Origin of the sequence: Kordiimonas pumila, assembly GCF_015240255.1 — a bacterium.
In the GTDB taxonomy this organism is placed as follows: domain Bacteria; phylum Pseudomonadota; class Alphaproteobacteria; order Sphingomonadales; family Kordiimonadaceae; genus Kordiimonas; species Kordiimonas pumila.
In genome coordinates, this window is record NZ_CP061205.1 from 159648 (window position 1) to 177630 (window position 17983).

Annotated in this window: 10 protein-coding genes; 7 read left to right on the top strand and 3 right to left on the bottom strand. The window is 45.8% G+C overall.

Annotation, left to right across the window (positions count from 1 at the left end):
• Positions 1 to 39: 39 nt before the first annotated feature.
• The 3 genes from ICL80_RS00675 to ICL80_RS00685 are packed head-to-tail and all read right to left on the bottom strand — an operon-like array spanning position 40 to position 5986.
• Positions 40 to 1419, bottom strand: coding sequence for a sodium-dependent transporter (locus ICL80_RS00675; RefSeq protein ID WP_194214227.1), 1380 nt, complete (start codon positions 1417 to 1419; stop codon positions 40 to 42).
• Between the two features lie 35 nt (positions 1420 to 1454).
• Positions 1455 to 2489 (bottom strand): Glu/Leu/Phe/Val dehydrogenase dimerization domain-containing protein, encoded by a 1035-nt coding sequence (locus tag ICL80_RS00680; protein ID WP_194214228.1) that lies wholly within the window; start codon positions 2487 to 2489, stop codon positions 1455 to 1457.
• An 11-nt stretch (positions 2490 to 2500) separates the two neighbouring features.
• The gene (locus tag ICL80_RS00685; protein ID WP_194214229.1) at positions 2501 to 5986 is read right to left on the bottom strand and encodes an indolepyruvate ferredoxin oxidoreductase family protein; all 3486 of its coding nucleotides are present in this window, start codon (positions 5984 to 5986) and stop codon (positions 2501 to 2503) included.
• A 260-nt stretch (positions 5987 to 6246) separates the two neighbouring features.
• Between ICL80_RS00685 and ICL80_RS00690 the strand changes: the two genes are divergently transcribed.
• From ICL80_RS00690 to ICL80_RS00720, 7 genes are all read left to right on the top strand, one after another.
• Positions 6247 to 7500: an amidohydrolase family protein gene (locus ICL80_RS00690; protein ID WP_194214230.1), complete on the top strand. Its 1254-nt coding sequence runs from the start codon at positions 6247 to 6249 to the stop codon at positions 7498 to 7500.
• A gap of 297 nt (positions 7501 to 7797) precedes the next feature.
• Complete coding sequence (locus ICL80_RS00695) at positions 7798 to 10029, top strand: TonB-dependent receptor (RefSeq protein ID WP_194214231.1); 2232 nt, start codon at positions 7798 to 7800, stop codon at positions 10027 to 10029.
• Between the two features lie 100 nt (positions 10030 to 10129).
• Positions 10130 to 11284 (top strand): alpha/beta fold hydrolase, encoded by a 1155-nt coding sequence (locus ICL80_RS00700; protein WP_194214232.1) that lies wholly within the window; start codon positions 10130 to 10132, stop codon positions 11282 to 11284.
• Between the two features lie 159 nt (positions 11285 to 11443).
• Positions 11444 to 12055, top strand: a complete 612-nt coding sequence (locus ICL80_RS00705; RefSeq protein ID WP_194214233.1) for a helix-turn-helix domain-containing protein — start codon at positions 11444 to 11446, stop codon at positions 12053 to 12055.
• 166 nt (positions 12056 to 12221) lie between these two features.
• Positions 12222 to 14891 carry a helix-turn-helix transcriptional regulator gene (locus ICL80_RS18060; RefSeq protein ID WP_228073705.1) on the top strand — a complete coding sequence of 890 codons (2670 nt, stop codon included), beginning with the start codon at positions 12222 to 12224 and terminating at the stop codon, positions 14889 to 14891.
• A 144-nt stretch (positions 14892 to 15035) separates the two neighbouring features.
• Positions 15036 to 15575 (top strand): peptidylprolyl isomerase, encoded by a 540-nt coding sequence (locus ICL80_RS00715; RefSeq protein ID WP_194214234.1) that lies wholly within the window; start codon positions 15036 to 15038, stop codon positions 15573 to 15575.
• Between the two features lie 157 nt (positions 15576 to 15732).
• A complete protein-coding gene (locus ICL80_RS00720) occupies positions 15733 to 17973 on the top strand; it encodes a TonB-dependent receptor (protein ID WP_194214235.1) in 2241 nt (746 codons plus the stop codon).
• The last annotated feature ends 10 nt before the right edge of the window (positions 17974 to 17983 follow it).

Consider the following 17983-nt stretch of genomic DNA (forward strand, 5'->3'; position numbering starts at 1 on the left):
AATGAATTACAATAGAATATGATAAACAGTCAGATCGTTTTACGACCGTAAACCCGTTGCTAAAATAGCAAGAATAGCAAACGGCAAGAGCCATTTGGCTAAAAAACGCCAGACACGAAATACCCTGTGCTCTGTGGTAAAACCAAGTATTTTGGCAGAGGCCTGCCGCGACATAAACCAGCCAACAAAAATAGCCATGAGGGCTGCGCCAATGGGCAACCCGATTGTAGAAGCTATAATATTGAAAGCATCAAAGAAGGTTGCTGTTTCAAAACCCGGAATAAATGCCAAAGGATAAAAATCCGCCGCCACGTTGAAAGATATAATAGTGGTAAGACCAAGCACCCAGCACAAAGCAGCAGAAATACCTATCGACTTGGGGCGTGAAATTCCTTGGTTCCGTCCAATCGCAACAAAGACCTCAAACCCCCCAATGGAAGATGTCAGCGCAGCGACGGCAAGAAGGGTAAAAAAAGCAAGCGTTAAAAGCCCACCGCCAAAGCCACCTAAAACCGTTGGCATCGTGATAAACACAAGACCGGGCCCCTCTGACGGGGAAAAATCGAATAAAAAGACAAATGGGAAAATGGCAAGGCCTGCAAGAAGCGCAACGATTGTGTCTGAAATGCAGATAATGGTGGCTGATTTTGCAATGTTGATTCCCTTAGGCAAATAAGCCGAATATGTTAGTAAGGCCGCCATCCCCACCCCGACAGAGAAGAAAGCCTGACCCACAGCATTAATAACCGTAAAGCCGGTTACTTTGCTAAAGTCAGGTTTGAACAAAAACGCCAAGCTTTGCTCCATATCGCCAACCACAAGGCCGTAGCCAGCAAGGCCAACCAGCAGAATAAAAAGCGCAGGCATCAGTATTTTAGCGGCTTTTTCAATTCCACTGTTAACGCCCCTTATAACGACGCCTGCATTTAATAGAATAAAAACAGTATTCCAAAATATTAACAAGCTGGGCTTGGCTAAGAGCTGCTGAAATATAGTAGCTGATGCGGTATTTTCTATGTCGGCCAGTTCACCACTCACGGAAAGATAAATATAATGAAGCGTCCAGCCACCAACCACACAGTAAGCCGCTATTATAAGAAAACCGGTTATCACAGCTAAATGGCCCACAAGGGACCATTGGCTGTTTAAGCCATCTTTCATGGCAATCGTCTTGAAGGATCTTGCTGGTGTGCTCCCCCCTCTCTTGCCGATAACCATTTCAGCCATAACAATGGGAATACCAATGGCAAACACACAAACGATATATATCAGAACAAACGCACCACCCCCATTTTCCCCTGCAAGATAGGGAAATCGCCAAATGTTACCAAGACCAACTGAAAAGCCTATAGTGGCGAGCAGAAACCCGAATCGGGAGGACCATTGAGGGCTTGGTTCAGTTTTGGATATGCTGTTCATTATTGCCTCACTTGTGAGTGGTTGAGCAAAAAACCTTATTCTTGCAGCAAGGCTTGTTTGTCTTTTAGTCGATCGAGTGCAATCTGTGTGCCGATGCGAATTGACGAACAGTTTTCAGCGGCTGCGCGTGTGAGAATTTCCAATGCCGTATCATATGTTTTTGCGAGATAAAGTTCTGGGTCTGTATCCATAATATCTGATGTTACACCTTTAATAACACCACCAGAAGACGCAAGAAAATCAGGCACATAGAGTATTTTATACGACACAAGCAGGTCACTGACACCAGAGTTGAAAAGCTGATTGTTCGCACCACCGCAAATTGCCCATGCTTTTAATTGGGGAATAAGGTCCGGAGTTATAACGCCGCCAATGGCACACGGTGAAATAATGTCTGCCTCAGCTGTCAGAATAGTATCTGGATCAATAACAGTAGCCCCAATTTCATCGGCCAACTGCCTTGCTTGCGCGTCATTGATATCAGCAACAAGGACATTTGCCCCAGCTTCCGCAAGCAGGCGTGCCACAGCTGCACCAATAAGGCCGCAACCCTGAACCGCAACCGTAATGTCAGCAAGTGTCTGGTTGTTGCCTTTTGCAGCAAGACAAGCACGAATACCATTAACAACAGTGATACCTGTAGCAACACCAAGATCAGAACCTGCCGTGTTTACATACTGCGTAGTTTCCGCAACGTGCATCAGGTCTTGCTGCGTAGTGCCAAGGTCACCGGCACACATATAGCTACCACCCAATTCCTCTACAAATTCACCAAACTTCCGGAAAGCGGCTGCGCGGTCCATACCGTCATGGTCAAGTATAACTGACTTACCACCACCGAATGGAACACCGGCAATTGAGCACTTGAGTGTCATGGCGGATGCAAGTTTCTGAACGTCCTGCATCGCTTCCTCTGTGCTTTTATAGCGCTTTGTCCTGATGCCGCCACACGCTAAACCATATGTAAGGTTATCAAGGGCAATGATAGCTTTCAATCCTGTCGGCTTGTCTCGAAGCACCAACAACCGGTGTGCGTTTGCCGTGTCCATATCATCAAAAATATCCGTCATATTACTCTCTTTTACTCAAGTGAATGATCTTTATTGGGGAGCAAATAGGCATCAAGAGCCGCTTTGCGTTTTTGTTCGTATTCTTTAATGGCGGCAAGCTTCACATGGCCAAAGCCACGAATATCATTCGGCAAGCTGGCAATCTCCACAGCACTTGCAAGGTTCTCTGGTGTCAGGCTTACCAGTATGTTCGTGATCATGGCTTGATAGTCACGGATCAGTTGCCGTTCCTGCTTTCTTTCACTGGTATAGCCAAACACGTCAAAGGCGGTACCGCGCAGTAGTTTTAAGGGGGCCAGCAGTTTAAAAAGGGGCAACACCCACCCACCGTATTCCTTTTTCAAAGGTAAACCGGTAGCAGCATCTTTTTTTGCAAAAAGTGGCGGCGCCAGATTGAAGCGTAATTTGGTTTTTCCTGTAAACTGCTTTTGCAAATCAGCCTTGAAATGGGCAGAACTATAAAGCCGGGCAACTTCATACTCGTCTTTATATGCCATCAATTTGCCAAGCTGACGGGCAACTGTATGGGACAGATCTATGCTATCTGGTTGAACAGCTCTCTCCCGCGCACACACAGTGTCCACAAATTTACTGTATGACTGGGCATAGTGCGTGTCCTGATATTCGGTTAGCAGCTTTTCATAGGTATGCCGTGTGGTTTGAAGGTTAGGCTTGTCTACCTCTGTTGTTTCAACAAGGTGCAGGGATTTTAAATACGCCGGGTCTGCAATAATCCGCCTGCCTGTGTAGAAAGCCGCTTTGTTGGTTTCAACAGCCACATTATTTAACACAATCGCAGCCTCAATTGCCTCAAGGGAAAGAGGCACCAGGCCTTGCTGGAATGCGGCGCCAAATAAAATGATGTTAGACAGAATGGCATTGCCAAAAAGCTGTTCAGCAACGGCTGTTGCATCAAACGTGGTGTCCCTATCAGGGGTGGTTGCCTTTTCAATTCGCGCCAAAGCTTTGGCCATGCCCATATCAAGGTCGCGCAGTACCTGAAAGGCCGCAACCGGAACAGCATGCGTGTTTAAAACGGTTTTTGTAGAAGGCTTGTATGTTTTTACAGCGTCATCTGAGGCCGCAACCAGCAGGTCGCAGCCGATGACAGCATCGGCGCTGGCTATACCAATACGGGTTGAGTTTAAAGCGCTGTTCGTTTCTGCTAGGCGAACGTGGCTCATTACGGCACCGTTCTTCTGGCTTAGGCCCGTTAGGTCAAGCAGGGAGCATGATTTAGCCATCAGGTGCGCAGCCATGCCAATAATCGCACCAATGGTGACAACACCTGTGCCACCAATCCCGGTGACAAGAAGGTTATAGGTCCCTTCAATAGTATTTGCCGCAGGGGCGGGAATAGAGGGGCCTACATCAAGGTTTGCTGATTTTCTGCTGCCTGCTTTCTCTATATCACCACCCAGAACTGTAACAAAAGACGGGCAAAAGCCATCAACACAGCTATAATCTTTATTACAGCTGCTTTGATCAATGCGCCGTTTTGTGCCAAGGGGTGTTGGCTCCGGGTAAAGGCTAACGCAGTTTGAAGCCTTACCGCAATCACCACAGCCTTCGCATACAGCGGTATTAATAAAATAACGTTTTTGAGGGTCAGGCAATTTGCCGCGTTTGCGACGACGACGTTTTTCAGCTGCACATGTTTGTTCATAAATAAGGGCCGTGACGCCGGGTATTTCTTGAAAGTCTTTTTCGATCTTTAGCAGGTCACGCCGGTCATAAACATTAAGGTTTTTTGGAAAACTGCTAAGGTCTTTATACTGTTTAATATTATCTGTAATGACAGCAAGTTTACCAACACCCTCTGCGGCAAGTTGCCGGGCAATACCTGCAACAGTTTGTTCGCCGTCAATAGGCTGCCCGCCGGTCATGGCGACGGCATCATTAAACAGTATCTTGTATGTGATATTGGCTTTTGCAGCAACGGCAGCCCGGATAGCAAGCAACCCGGAATGAAAATACGTACCATCCCCAAGGTTTTGAAATACGTGCGGGCGGTCCACAAAAGGTGCCATGCCAATCCAGTTTGTACCCTCGCCGCCCATTTGGGTTGGCCTTGCTGTTGGGCGATCTGGCATACGGGCTGCCATAGTGTGGCACCCAATACCTGCAAGAGCTATGCTGCCGTCTGGTATTTTTGTTGACCGATTATGCGGACAGCCAGAACAAAAAGCAGGGGTACGTGGTACAATTGTACCCGGGTTTCTGGCAAGGCCCTGTTCCAGCTTTTCAAGCCGGTCAAGCTGCTCCTTATGCCGGGCCTCCAGAAGGTTATGAGCCATCATGCGGCTTATAATGGCACCACGAACAACTGTAGGAGATAGCTCACCACCTGTTGGCAGTAGAGGGTTGTTTTCAAGGTCTCGTTTGCCAGTAAGGCGTGGACGGTTTTGTTCCGGCAAATTAAAAAGCGCCTGCGTAACCTGCGGTTCAACAAAGGCTGCCTTTTCTTCAACAACCAGCACTTCCTCATATCCTGTAGCAAACTGCCTGATACCATCATCATCAAGCGGCCATGACATGCGCACAATATAAAGGCCAATGCCGATATCTTCAGCCTCTTCTTTAGTGATACGCAAATCAGAAAACGCTTGCATAACATCGCCGTAAGCTTTGCCAACAGTGATAAGGGCTAATTTTTTCTTCTTGGGTTCAAAAAAGGGGATGTTGATCGCATTCGCATGACCAAAAGCCCGAGCTGCTGGCACACGGTGTTGCAGAACAGCGTGTTCTTCCTGAACAGGCAATAGCTGTACGCTCGGCTGCCTGTATAGTGGGTCGATTAAATCCGCAGGGGTTTTAAAGGTGGCGTCTGCAAATGAAAACTCAACAGTACCTGAACTTTCAACAGTTTCGGTCAGGCACTTGAAGCCTGTCCACAAACCGGTTGCCCGCGACATCGCCCAACCAAAAAGACCAAGCTTTAAATAGTCGCCACTACCTGTCGGATTAAGAACAGGCATATGGAATGAACTAAGAGCTTGCTCTGACTGGAAGGCAAGCGTAGATGATTTTCCGCCGTGATCATCCCCTGCTAAAACCAGCACACCCCCATGTGAGGATGTTCCAAAAATATTGCCGTGCTTTAAGGCATCCCCTGCGCGGTCCACCCCAGGGCCTTTGCCGTACCACATAGAAAAAACACCATCGTAGCGGGGCGATACATCAAGAATATTTGCCTGCTGCGACCCCAGAACTGAGGTTGCAGCACTTTCTTCATTCAGGCCGGGCTGGAAAATAATACCATGATCACTAAGATGGCTTTTTGCTGACCAAAGAGCCGAATCAAAATTGCCAAGGGGGGACCCCCTGTATCCTGATATAAAGCCAGCTGTGTTAAGGCCTGCTTGCTGGTCAAGTTGATGCTGCAAAAGCGGAAGCTTAACAAGGGCTTGCACGCCTGTCAGGAACAGCTTTCCTTCACTGCGGTCATATTTGTCTTGCAATTTCCATTCAAGAAGGGAGGGGGTAATTTCAGTCATCCTGATCCTGTATCATTATAAATCTTGTTAGCCCTTCATGTGTCAGGCGCCGTTCTGCTGCACCCTTTACGGCGACCAGAATACAAGTACTTTGCTTAGCTGTTTTGCGTAAGTAAAGAAAAATTTTCAAAATTAGAAAATTATATTACTAATATGGTTATTAATTGTTATAATGATAATAATTCCACCCTTACGAAAGGGAATGGCATTGATCTTTGAAACACTCAAAAATACTCTGGGAACGATAGAGGGGATACACGATGAAATACCTACCAGCGTTTATGGCAGCGATGACCTGTTCTATCGGCTTAACAATGGCTGCGACTGCAGAAACGACAGTTATCCATGCTGGTCATTTGATTGCTGAGCCGGGAAAACCTGAGGTTATTAATAAATCTATTATAATCGAAGATGGTGTGATTAAGGATATTAAGGATGGCTTTGTAGAAGGCGATACCCTGATTGATTTAAAAGATGCTTGGGTAATGCCTGGGCTTATTGATATGCACACCCATATTACTGGCGTGCTTAACTTAGCAGAACCTACTGCACCACAAATTGCCTATGCTTATATTGCCCCACCCGCACAGCAAGTACTGAAAATGATCCCACGAGTGAAATCACTTTTAATGAACGGTTTTACAACTGTCCGTGTTTTGGGTGACCAGTCTGGTACCGCGTATTATTTACGGGATGCTATTAATGAAGGCGCCGTCGAAGGCCCCCGTATGTATGTGGCAGAAGTACAGGTTGCGGTTGACGGCGGCGACATGGACCCATCCAACTGGGATGTGCGCCACGAGGTGGAACCTTTTGTCAGCAATCGGGCCAGTTGTACTGGGGTGGTTGAGTGCACCAAGGTTGTTAGGTTGGAGGTTCGCCGCGGCGCTGATGTGATCAAGCTTCGTCAAGCAGGTTTGCCCGCTGAAGACCCTAATGTGGCGATGGTTGAAACACCGGAGGAAATAAAGGCAATTGTTGATACTGCCCACCAACTAAACAGGAGGGTGGCTGCGCATGTGGTCGGTTCACCTGACTATTTGCATATGGTTATTGAGGCGGGTGTCGATACCATTGAGCACGGCCCTGTTGATGACACATCAATTAAACTTATGAAAAAACATGGCACGTCTTACACTCCAACATTACTCGCCGGTAAAATGATTCAATATCGTTTTGAAGATGGTCAGGCCGGTGTTGCCAAAGCTTATAAGGCTGGCGTCCCTATTATCTTTGGCTCCGACCTTGGCATTATGAGCACAGACAAGGTTCATGAAGAATTTGGATTGCTGGCAGGGGCCGGGATGCCGCCTCAAGAAGTACTAAAAGCAGCCACCGTAAATGCCGCAGCAGCACTTGGGCGCGCAAAAGACCTTGGTGTTATCGCCATTGGTGCAAGCGCTGACATTATTGCTATGCCTGTAAACCCTGTATCCAACATTGAGCAAGTCGGCGAACCCGGCAAAGTTACCTTTGTGATGAAAGAGGGCACTGTTTTTAAAGGCGCTAAATAAGTAAATAAGAGATAAACGGAAAGAGAGTATTAGGCCAAATAATAGAAATGAGAAAGATGCATGATGCACTTTGATGTTTCTATTTACATTTCCTTCTCAATGGCTTGATGCTCTCTTGTTATCTAATTATCAGTATTCAGAGTATGGCTGATTTGAACGTTATGTACCGTAGTTAAATATTAGAATTAATAATGTCTCCCGTTGTGGCCTCATAAATTTTTCAAAATCAGCAAAAAATATTGCTTTAAATGAAAAATATGGTTTAATGAGAAAATAATTAAATCAGGGAGGTTCAATATGTACGTTTCACAAAATAAAGCTATACACATAGCGCTAGCAGGCTCTGCGCTTGCATCCATTCTGGCTATGCCGTCATACGGCATGGCTGCTCAGGGCAAGGCATCGGGGAGTGCTGAGTCGATGGAAATTGAGGAAATTATCATTACGGCAACCAAACGGCCGGAAGCTGTTAGAGATATTTCTGGTTCTGTTTCTGCGATCACAGGTTCTCAGATGGAGAAGATCGGCGCAGAAAGCATGTCAGATTATCTGACCCGCACACCGGGAGTTGTCTTCAACGCTTCAACGCCGGGTAACTCTACCGTTGTTATCCGCGGTGTATCAACCACCACAGGCATCGACCAGGGGCAGGGAACAACAGGGTATTTTATAAATGAAGTGCCGCTGACAGACCCTTCTTATTCCATTGCAACACCGGACATTGATACCTTTGATGTGGAGAACGTGGCAGTACTTAGGGGGCCACAAGGCACACTTTTTGGCTCGTCCTCTCTTGGCGGTGCGGTCAACTATAAAGCGGCAGAACCAAGCCTTGATGGCTGGGATATGCGCATGCAAAGCACTATTCAAGACACAAAAGGCGGCGCTACCGGTTATACGGGTAAGGTGATGTTGAATGTCCCGCTTGTTGAAGACAAGCTCGCTGTTAGAGGTGTGTTTGTATATAGGAAAGATGCCGGTTTTATTGATAACATTGGCACAGGTGTAGATAATGCAAACCGTACACTTGTGCGCGGCGGTAGAGTGCAGGCTTTATGGCAGCCGAGCGAAGACACCAAGTTTACATATCTCTATCTTCAGCAAACCCAGAATACACGCGATAATGGCTACCAAAGCCCTGATATTGCAGACTTTATGCAAAAGAACACATTGCTGCCAGAGACTAGTAACTTTGGTACACTCATCCATAACCTTAGGATGGACCATGATTTCTCGTTTGCAACCCTCACGGCAACCGTAACCTCGCACCAAAAAACACAGGATACTATCGCAGATTATACGCCATCCTTTGGAGCCTTTTTTCCAGGAACTGAGCTGGTAACGGTTGCTCAACCTGCCAAAAGTAAAGGGGAAACGTATGAAATTCGCCTTGCTTCAAACGGCGGTGAACGCTTTGACTATGTTGTTGGTGTCATGCATGACAATACGCACCAGTATATTAAAAATATTGCCGTTGCAGAAGATGGCGAAGCTATTGTTGAAGCAATTTACGGCCCTCTTTTTGGCGAAGGTATTGGCGCCCTTTCTGCGTCGGGTGGGCTTTTTCTAAATGCAAATTTAACTGGATTTGCAAAAGAGAGCGCACTATTTGGGGAGGGCACCTTTCACTTTAATGACCAATGGAAGGTAACTGTTGGGGGACGTTTATTTCACCAACAGATTAAAAGCCGTACTGTTTCGGATGGCTTTTATACCCTTTTTGTCGCTGGCGCACTTGAGTCAGATGTTGAGGGTACACAAAAAGCGACTGGGTTTAACCCAAAAGCCTCTCTCACATGGACACCGAATGATGACTTTATGTCTTATTTTCTGGTATCAAAAGGTTTCCGTTTTGGGGGACCAAATATTATACAGTCGACTCCTGCCACAGAGGTTCCTTTAAGCTATGATAGCGATTCTCTCATCAACTATGAACTGGGAACACGGTCAACTTTCCTTGATAAACGCCTACAACTTGATGCCACAGCCTTTTATATCGACTGGAGTGATATACAACTGCGCCTTAGAACACCAGAGCAGCTCAACTATGCAACAAATGCTGGTAAGGCCAGAATTTACGGCCTTGAGGCAAGTGCATCATTTGTTGTGACCGAAGAATTAATGCTTTCAAGCAACGCTACATACCTGAACGCTAAGTTAGATGAAGACTTTAACCCAGGTGGCGGCGAGGCAATCGTACCCAAAGGCACCACATTACCAGGTGCTTCCAGATGGCAGGTGGCTAACACTCTGTCATATGACTGGGCAGAAAGTTCTCTTGAGCCAACCCTTGTGCTGGCACACCGTTACATTTCCTCAGCACCGGGCGGTTTGATCTCAGGCACACCTCAAGGCGGTTATAATATATTTGATGCGCGCGTTGGTGTTCAGTTTGGGCGTGTTGGTGTTACTGCCTTTGTGAATAATATTGGTAATTCACACGGCGTAACATCTGGAACGATTGATCCATTGCAACTTTATATTGTTCGGCCAAGAACAGTGGGCCTGACACTGAACTATAAACTTTAAAGATAGGGTCATTAACCTGTTTTTATAAAGCGCTCTCAAAAGGTTTTGGTCTGGTATAGCTGGGCCAAAACCTTGGGCACTATAGGTTTAGGAGACAAAGATGCTTAAGATATTAAAAGGGTGCGGTCTTGCTATAGTCCTAACCGCAGGATGGAGTACAGTATGTGCCGGTGTAGGTGTTGATGAACAGGCTGCAACATACACGCGCCAGTATGTGCAAGAGATAATTGGTAAATTCCGGCATATCCCGACCCCACATGCCGTGGAAGAACTGATTCCCGTTGAGGTGGGTGGCATACAGCAGTGGATTTCAGTGCGGGGGCGTGACCGGCGTAATCCCGTACTACTTTTTATCCATGGGGGGCCAGGCTCACCTGAAATGCCAACAAGTTGGTTATACCAAGGGCCATGGGAAGAATATTTCACCGTAGTTCAGTGGGATCAGCGCGGTGCAGGGAAAACATCAACGATAAATAACCCCGAAATAGTAACCCCAACGATTACGATGGATCGAATGGTCGCAGACGGTGAGGAAATGGTTTCCCTTCTTCGCAAGCGTTACAATAAAGAAAAGATTTTCATTCTTGGGCATTCGTGGGGCACAGTAATGGGCCTTAAAATAGCTGAGCACCACCCTGAATGGCTCCATGCCTATATTGGTATGGGACAGGCTATCAATGGCCCTCAGAATGAACAAGTGGGTTACGCATTTGCCTTAAGATCTGCAAAAGAAGCTCATAACCTGCAGGCAATTGAAGAACTAACGGCAATTTCTCCCTACCCAAGCCCCGACGGGCCAACGCCATTAGAGCATATTGTTACACAGCGTAAATGGCTGGGCTATTATGGTGGCATGACATGGGGTCGCACAAGCTTTGACTATGAAGCAAACGTACCGCTTCTATCACCTGACTATACAGACGATGACCTGGCTTCATCTTCGCAGGCTACTATGTATTCCCTAATTCAGTTAATACCGGCATTATCCAAGCTAAGTCTTGATGGTATTACAAAAATAGAGTGCCCTATTTTTATATTTGCCGGACGGTATGATTATGCAACACCTTCTGAAATTGCGGCGCAGTGGTTTAAAGGACTTACAGCCCCCCAAAAGAAGCTCTTTTGGTTTGAAAGTTCAGCTCATATGATGCAGCTAGAACAACCCGGTAAATTACTGATGCACTTGGTACAAGATATAAGACCCCTTGCAGCAGATGTAGGAGATGTCGCGCCTGAAATTTCAAAAAGTGAGTAAAGCTTTCCGCAAAATTGAATATGCAGGCAAAGGGCGGTTCAGTGATTGACCTTGTCTCAAGTCTTCCTCTAGAATACAAACTTTCAGAAGGCGCAAAATCTTTCCAGATTTGCAAGTGGTTTGGGATGTAGAAGGTGAAGCCTTCTGTGTGGAGGCAACATGATGAACATTGATATGGAAATAAAGGCAGGAACTGCATTAAAGGGTTTCCGTATTGAACGTGGATGGACACTTGCTGAATTAAGCGAAAAATCAGGCCTGCCGGTATCAACGCTTTCTAAAATTGAAAATGATAAAATGGAGCTTACGGTCGACAAACTTTTACGCATAGGCCTTGCTCTTGAAATTAATGTTGCAGATATTTTTGGCGCACCCAAACAAAAAAAGACTGCCGGACAACCAAGTTCTCGGCGAAGTATTACACGAGCCGGAGAGGGCAAACTTGTACGTTCCCCCAACGGTGATTTTTCGTATCAAGCATATGACCTGCTGAATAAGGGCATAACACCTATCGTTGCCGAAGTTCATGCAACAAACCTTGAAGAGTTTGGGGAATTTCACCGTCACCCTGGTGAGGAGTATGTTTATGTCCTTGAGGGTGAGCTGGCTTTATATACTGATATTTATACTCCCGCCTATCTTAATCAGGGGGATTCGATCTTTTTTGATTCTGATATGGGGCATGCATATATCAATGTAGGCAAAACAACCTGCCGCATTTTATCAGTATTTTCCACACCGAACATTAATACCGTAAAGTACCTTAAATAAGATACCTTTTAGCCTTAGCTTGTTGTACACGCTCGCTATGCAGAAAAATCATCATAGACGCCACCATCATTGCTAAAACAGCAATAAAGTAAGAATTTACACTGAGCTATTGCTCTTAAAGTAATTTTGCTTATAGGTTTTCACTACATAAGTGAAAAGGCTTAAAATGCAGGATGTAAGCTATCTGGATAACTGGTTTATCCCATCAAAGATTGAGCCAGAGCGGCCTAACATCAAGATTGTTGACAGGCCGCGCCTTATTGAAGAATTGACAGATGCCCTTTCCAATAAGCTGATTTTGGTCATCGCTCCTGCGGGGTTCGGAAAATCCAGCCTTGTTAGCCAGTGGCGTGAAAAACTGGTATCCGAAGGTGTTGCCTGCCCTTGGTTTTCCCTAGATGAAAATGACTTTGAAGGCAGGCAGTTTCTCTCCTACATCACTCTGGCCCTTGCCAATGCCGGCCTTGATATGGAAGAAATGGTTGTCGGGGCCAAAAATGGCTTTTCCGACACATCAGAACGTGTGGTAATAAGGCGGCTGATTACTGAAATTGAAATGGCCGATATGCGCTGCGTACTGATCCTCGATGATTACCACCGTGTATGCTCGCCCCAAATTGATGCTTTAATCAAGCAGCTTATTAAAGAAACCCCGCGTTCGTTTTCCATTTTAATAAACAGTCGAACGGTTCCTGACATTGACTGTGCCACCCTCATTGCTTCTGGCTTAGCTGTGGAACTGGGTACAGATAATTTGCGCTTAACAAAAGATGAAGCAATAGAAGCCATTGATTCAAATCTAAGTGAAACAGATTTCAGTTCCCTTTATGATAAAACGGAAGGATGGCCGGTCGCCGTGCAATTGGCGAAACTTGGTAGTGGTAATCTTCGAGATTTTTCTGCCGGAAAACTCGGTAACTCCAATAACTTTATTGCCTCGTATCTCACAGAACAGGTTGTTGATGCGCTTGACGATGAGGAAAAGAACTTCCTTCTCTATACATCGACACTTGAACGCTTCAATGAAAGCCTTGTTAACCATGTTTTAGAAAATGACAATGCATGGATGACAATGGAAAAACTAAGTGCCCTTACGGCCTTTATCATACCAATGGACAAAGAAGGCAGCTGGTACAGGTATCACCATCTCTTTGGGGAATATTTATACGAATCGCTTAGAAAAAGTGCGCCAGCCGTTATCAGTGGTCTGTGCCTGCGGGCCAGCGAATGGCACCTGCAAAATGGCCAACCTATTGAAGCAACCAGTTATGCCGCTCGTGTTAAAGAGTATGGCCGGTGTGCTGATATTATAACCGGACTTGGCGGCTGGAAAATCATCCTCACCCAAGGCATTGGTTTTATGCGTAAGCTTTTACGCTTCATTCCCGAAACAGAATTGCAAAACTTCCCTAGGGTAGCCATCGCCAGAACCTATCTTTACAGCAAGGACGGTGAACTACAGCAAGCGCGGTTTCTGTTTGATGCCACATCATGGCAAAATCGGTCGTGTTCCGACACTGAATGGCTGCAGGATCATCTACTTGTTGGGCAATTGCTCGGTATTTACCAAGATATTATTCCCAATGAAAATGAACTTGCTGCTTTGATGGAACAAACAACAACAGAATTACACGATATAGATTCCCTTTCTCTCGGCACCCTGAAGTGTACAGAGATAAACAGCCTTTTTGCCAATGGACGTCTTAAAAACATAGAAACAATATTGGAAAGCGCCTTCATGCTAATGCGCCAAGGCGGGTCTGTTCTTGGGCTAAATTATTGTTATGTGCATGCATGTGTTGCCGCTTTATTTAAATGCGACTTTGAGAATGCAGATGTCCAAACTAAAATGGCGCTCGAACTGGCTGAGAATAATTTTGGTGCAGATAGTGGCCTGAAATATCTGGTCAGTACATTAAAGTTTGCCATTACTGTGTGGTCTGGTCGCGCCGATAAGAACGACCTTAAAGTTTTCATGACCTCTTTAGCGGACCTTGAAGAACATGATGGCTGGGCTGAAATTTATATGACAGGCCTTGATGCAGGCTATCATTTGGCGGCAGCAAACTCTGAATGGGCAACGGCTTATGCTATGATCGAACGGTACGAAAGCGTTGCCGCTATTAGAGAGCTAACACGGTTGAAGCAATTCTGTCTTGTGTTGAAATGCGAGGTAGAGTTCAAAGTTAACCACATGCACAATGCGCGGTATATTGCCAATAAGCTCAAAGAAATGCCGACAGAATACCCGTGGCCAAAAAATTGGCAAAGCCATGTCCTGAGCGTGATTAAATTATCATCCTTACAAATGGAGAGTGATGATGTCACCGAGGAAAAACTATTGGCCATTGCGCAAAAAACTGACCTGATAAATGCCAATTTTCATCATGTAAGGCTCATCACGGAGCTTTGTAATTTTTATCTCCGGCAAGATAAACGAGAAAAAATCCGCACAACCCTAACCCAACTTGTAGAACTGTGCGCAGATTATGATTTTTTCTGGCCGTTTCAGTTTAACCCCCCCCTCAAAAGCGCTCTCTATTCAATGCGTGATACACTCAATTTGCCTGAGGGCGGCAAAGGTCTGGTGTTTGTGGATAAGTTTCTATCTGGGCAATTTGAAAATCATGGGGCTGACCAACTCAATATCTTAAGCCTTCGTGAACGGCAGGTCCTAACCCACTTAGCACACGGAATGTCGAATAAAGCTATAGCCATACAGCTCGACCTAACCGACAATACCGTGAAGTTCCATCTTAAAAACATCTATACAAAGCTATCGGTTAGCCGCCGCGGTGAAGCGGTTTTTGAAGCCAAGCGCATGGGGTTGCTATAAGCTTTTCATAAGCAAAATGTGGTAAAAATATCCTCTTTGCCTTTCACTCATCGTTCTTGACACAAAGGCCTACCCGTTTAGGCAGCTTGTTTTTGCTTTTATTTTCCCTAGCTTTACCAGCGAACAGAAACAAAAGGCTAAGCGATGTCATCCAAGAACACCATATTAATAGTTGATACGGCATTAGGCGTTTTTGAACTGGAGCTTGATCACGTGAACGCGCCCGTCACAGCTAAATATTTTCAAAAACTGGCAACTATGGGTGCCTTGGACGGAACCTCAGTGTTTAGAATAGTAACACCTGATAACAACAGTTATAATCCAGATGTCGCCATTCATGTTGTTCAAGGGGGGCGCATGGAAAGTGACGCTGAAATTATACCGCCCATTCGGCATGAATCGACACAAGAAACAGGCTTGCTTCATAAAAAATGGAGCCTTTCAACAGCACGGTATGACGTAGGCCAAACATACGGTAGCTTTTTCATTGTCATGCAAGATGAACCAGCACTAGACCACGGCGGCACTAGGCACCCCGACGGACAAGGCTTTGCTGTCTTTGGGCGGGTTAGTTCAGGGTATGATGTAGTTGAAAAAATCTTCTCTCGTGCTGAACAAACTGAGTTTCTTGCAAACAGAATTCAAATAAATACGGTTCGTCCATATGAAGTGATAGCCCCCTGACCTACCCGTTTGGGTAGCGTCTTTCCTACAGTAAGCCATCCAAAAAACACCGAAACCTACACGAATGCTGCGTTGCGCCGCCCCTAGGCGACCGCCATAATAAATTATAGAAAATCATACCAGTGTGAAACAAAAATCACTTCTCAGGGAGAGAGTAATGAGCTTTAAAAACCTAACGTCTCATCTGGCAATAGCAGCCTTTTTAGCCTCAGGCGCGGGGCATGTTTCCGCCCAGCAAACTGATAGCGAAAATGGTTTTGTCATGGATGAAATTATTGTAACGGCGCGTGGCCGTGCAGAAACGCTGCAATCAGCGCCGCTATCGGTTTCTGTTCTCACCAAACAAACCATTGAGGATGCGCGCATCAATCAGGTTGATGACTTTATCGGACTAACACCCGGTATTACCATCTCCAATGCACAGGATGCCGGCACAAACTTCATTACGATTAGAGGCCTTTCCCAAACACGCAACGGCGAACCGCCCGTCGCTGTTGTTGTGGACGGTGTCTTACAAGTTAATTCAAGGTCTTTTGACCAAATGCTTTTTGATGTTGAAAATATTCAGGTTTTACGAGGCCCACAAGGTGCACGGTATGGCCGGAACGCCACAGGCGGCGCGATCATCATAAATACTGTAAGCCCAGCAAAAGAATTTGAAGGATACGTGAAGGGCGGCCTTGCAAGCGGCAACGAATATAATCTTCAAGGATCTATCTCGGGGCCAATATCAGATACATTGTCTTATAGACTCTCCGGCAGTTATATTAATAGGGACGGTGTCTTTAATAACTATGTTCTGGATGAAAAAGTTGATTACCTGGAAGATGTAACAGTTCGCGGTCACCTGCGCTGGGAGCCAACCGATAATTTCTCGGCAGATGCCCGTGTAAACATTGTCCGCACTCACGCAGGCGCCCTTAACTATACCTATCAACCCGCTGTTTCTGACCCCGTAACCGGGTTGCCGAGTTTTGATTTTACAATTGCAGATGCTGATTTGGTAGAGCGTGATTTTTCAGCTAACAATCTAGGCGTAGACGACCGTGACCTAGACCAGTTTTCCCTGCGCCTTAATTATGAAGCAGACTGGGGTAGTATTTCATCTGTTACCAGTTATGACAAAATTACACAAAGCACAGGAAGTGATCAGTTTCCCTATACTGCGGCTTCCAGCATAACATTTGGTGACTTTCCGTTTTATGATGGCATTCAATCACAGTTCTTTGATATTGAAGCTTTTAGTCAGGAACTTCGGGTTACATCACCAGATGATCAGCGCTTTAGGTGGATGTTCGGTACATATTTACTGCTAACTGATCGGTTTGTATCCTCTGCAACAATGCTTGACTTGGAAGAGGGCTATGTAAGGTTGCGTAGTGAACCAACTTCATCTGATATCAGCCCGCTTAGCTCCTTCATTGCAGATGACAATGACAACACAGCATATGCTTTCTTCTTTGCGTTTGATTATGATATTGCGGAAAATCTAGAGTTCTCTGTTGCTGGACGATATGATCGCGACAAACGAAAACAAACAGTGTCCGCCGCACAGGGCAACTATACTGACGGTGTGCTCGTATCTCCTATCGGTGCACCGGGCGCTGTAAACAAAGCGACCTTCAGCAAGTTTCAGCCCAAAGTAAGCCTCCGGTATCTGGCAACCGATGATCTATCGTTTTATGCCTCGTGGGGACAAGGCTTTAGAAGTGGTCAATTTAACCAGAACGGCGTTGGTGTCCTTGCGGCTGGCGCTGGTGTTGCTGGTGTAAGTGACCTGTTAAACCGTGAAATCACCGAAACTTCTGAAATTGGCTTCAAAGCCCAAATGCTGGATAATCGCCTTTCTTTGAACGGTGCAATTTACAACACCGATATTACTAATGCCCCTTACTTTGTGTTCATTGGTGCAGTTAGTGCCCAAGTATTGGTGCCAATTGAAGATATAAACATCAAAGGCGGCGAACTTGAATTAACCGCAAGAGCAACCCCAAACCTTGATGTATTTGCCGGCCTCTCTGTATCCGATAGCAAAATCAAGGAATATAGCGTGAACCCTGCTGCCATCGGGAACAAAGCACCTTATGTGCCGTCATATACCATCAATGTTGGTGGGCAGTACCGCAAAGAAATTACCTCAAACCTTGGTATTTTCTTACGTGCAGACTATGAGCGTCGTGGCAGTCAGTACTGGGATCCAGAAAACACAACCGCGCGATCAACTATCGATCTTATGAATGTCCGCGTAGGGGTAGAAGATAATGATGGCACTTGGTCTATAACAGCTTCTGGAAGCAATGTTTTTGACGAAGTCTACAATTCAGAGTGGGTATTGGGCGGATATGCCCATGCTGGCCAGCAAGACATATGGCGATTGGATTTCCGCTATAACTTCTAAGGCAAATATA

Bases quoted from the DNA above. Each gene is read 5' to 3' on its own strand.
- ICL80_RS00700 (WP_194214232.1), top strand. From the start codon at position 10,130: ATGCTTAAGATATTAAAAGGGTGCGGTCTTGCTATAGTCCTAACCGCA.
- ICL80_RS00705 (WP_194214233.1), top strand. From the start codon at position 11,444: ATGATGAACATTGATATGGAAATAAAGGCAGGAACTGCATTAAAGGGT.
- ICL80_RS00695 (WP_194214231.1), top strand. From the start codon at position 7,798: ATGTACGTTTCACAAAATAAAGCTATACACATAGCGCTAGCAGGCTCT.
- ICL80_RS18060 (WP_228073705.1), top strand. From the start codon at position 12,222: ATGCAGGATGTAAGCTATCTGGATAACTGGTTTATCCCATCAAAGATT.
- ICL80_RS00680 (WP_194214228.1), bottom strand. From the start codon at position 2,489: ATGACGGATATTTTTGATGATATGGACACGGCAAACGCACACCGGTTG.
- ICL80_RS00715 (WP_194214234.1), top strand. From the start codon at position 15,036: ATGTCATCCAAGAACACCATATTAATAGTTGATACGGCATTAGGCGTT.
- ICL80_RS00685 (WP_194214229.1), bottom strand. From the start codon at position 5,986: ATGACTGAAATTACCCCCTCCCTTCTTGAATGGAAATTGCAAGACAAA.
- ICL80_RS00675 (WP_194214227.1), bottom strand. From the start codon at position 1,419: ATGAACAGCATATCCAAAACTGAACCAAGCCCTCAATGGTCCTCCCGA.
- ICL80_RS00690 (WP_194214230.1), top strand. From the start codon at position 6,247: ATGAAATACCTACCAGCGTTTATGGCAGCGATGACCTGTTCTATCGGC.
- ICL80_RS00720 (WP_194214235.1), top strand. From the start codon at position 15,733: ATGAGCTTTAAAAACCTAACGTCTCATCTGGCAATAGCAGCCTTTTTA.